At 56.7% G+C, this 1,945-nt stretch carries 1 protein-coding gene and 1 pseudogene; one reads left to right on the forward strand and one right to left on the reverse strand.

Features of this window, described 5'->3' with window-relative positions; genetic code table 11:
• Window positions 1-1,276 (forward strand): calcium-binding protein (locus ACIQU2_RS26390; RefSeq protein WP_403145104.1); only part of this gene is annotated, 1,276 nt, incomplete at its 5' end.
• A gap of 192 nt (window positions 1,277-1,468) precedes the next feature.
• On the opposite strand, the pseudogene ACIQU2_RS26395 reads toward ACIQU2_RS26390, so the two are convergent.
• Window positions 1,469-1,945, reverse strand: a pseudogene (locus ACIQU2_RS26395) (ribonucleoside-diphosphate reductase subunit alpha); the annotation flags it as partial.

The raw sequence follows: 1,945 nt of genomic DNA on the forward strand, positions 1-1,945 counted from the left end.
CGGCAACGCTTCGGATAACATCATCACCGGCGGTGCAGGCAACGACATCCTGCGCGGCGGTGGCGGCGCCGATCAGTTTATCGGCGGTGCCGGCACGGATACCGTGAGCTACAGCGACAGCGCTTCAGGCCTGACGATCAATCTCAAAACGGGTGTTCACACCGGTATTGCTGCGGGTGATACATACAGCGGTATCGAGCTGATCGCTGGTTCGAATTTCTCTGACATCTTTGTTGGAGGGGAGGGTGCAGATCGAATTGATGGCGGATCAGGTACCGATTATTTGAGTTTTGCAAATGAAGGTGCCGGCATCACCCTTGATCTGAGTGCGCCAGTGTTGACAGGTATTGCAGCGGGAGATGTTTATTCTTCTATTGAGGCCTTTCAGGGCTCGGATTACGCAGACACCTTTACCGGCAGCGCTGGCGCGCGCGAGAGCTTTGTAGGCGGTAGCGGCGCAGATGTCCTGGTTGGCGTTGGTCGTGGTGACGCCGCCTGGTACGTGAACAGCTCCGATGCTGTTCAGGTCAATTTGCTGGCCGGCACCGGAACCGGGGGCGCTGCTGAGGGGGATGTGCTCAACAACATCGATAATCTGGTGGGTTCAACTTTCAATGACACTCTGACCGGCAATGCCTACGCCAACATGCTGGAAGGTGGTGCCGGTAACGACACCCTTTATGGTGGTGACGGCAACGATATTCTGTACGGTGACAGCTTCACCGATACGGGGGGGCTGGCGGTTACGTCCCCCACTACGGACCAGGCTGACACCATTTATGGCGGCAACGGCGATGATTACATCATCGGTCATAACCATGACGCAGGTTCTGTGTTCTATGGTGAGGCCGGCAATGACAACATCACAGTCATATCGGGCACCGCTGACGGGGGCGATGGAAACGACACATTGATGGGCTTGGGTTACGGCTATGAGCTGCGCGGCGGTGCAGGTATCGACAAACTTTATTTGAGCGCTTCGGGTGATGCCTATGGCGGCGAAGGTAGTGACGCGTACATCGTTTCGTCCAAAACCATGGTGGGTATCTTCGATGAGGGCACTTCCGGAGTCGACACAGTCACCTTGAAAAACATTCAGAGTCTGAGTGATGTCCGGGTGGTCAAAGCGGACGCAGGTGCTTACATTTTCAACGCTGCTGACCTGCAAAGTGGCAACCTGGACTCCGGGGTTTTCCTGAAGGACTGGTATGCCGGGTCCAACACCATTGAGACGTTCCAGACCAACAATGGAGACTCGTTCACCGTTCCGGTGTAAGCGTCGCAACGTAACGGTAGCCTCCATCGAGGTTTGATGGAGGTTGCGGTGGTCAACACAAACGGCAAAGCCTGCCACTAGGGCTTTGCCGTTTTTTTTGCCTTTCCTTGGGGCAAAAGAAAACCCCCGACAATCCAGAGGACCGATCGGGGGTTATCCAGGTAAGCGCCTTTCAGCGCTCACCGGCTCAGCTTATTGGCAAGCTTCGCAATCCGGCTCGTCGATGGCGCAAGCCTTCGGCACTGGAGCAGGGCCGGCAGGTGCTGCCAGGACCGAATCTTCACCGTGGTTGCCGCCGCTGGAAACAGCGTTCAGCTTGCCGGTGTTGATGGTCGACTTCTCGGTGCTGGTCGCGGCCAGGGCACGGAGGTAGTAAGTGGTTTTCAGACCACGGTACCAGGCCATGCGGTAGGTCACGTCCAGCTTCTTGCCCGATGCGCCAGCGATGTACAGGTTCAGCGACTGAGCCTGGTCGATCCACTTCTGACGACGGCTTGCCGCGTCAACGATCCACTTGGTGTCCACTTCGAAGGCAGTCGCGTAGAGCTCTTTGAGTTCTTGCGGGATGCGCTCGATCTGTTGCACCGAACCGTCGTAGTACTTCAGGTCGTTGATCATTACCGAGTACCACAGACCGCGAGCCATCATGTCGCGAACCAGGTACGGGTT

The sequence above is a fragment of the Pseudomonas sp. NPDC098740 genome (genome assembly GCF_044760065.1).
Taxonomy (GTDB): Bacteria; Pseudomonadota; Gammaproteobacteria; order Pseudomonadales; family Pseudomonadaceae; genus Aquipseudomonas; species Aquipseudomonas rossensis.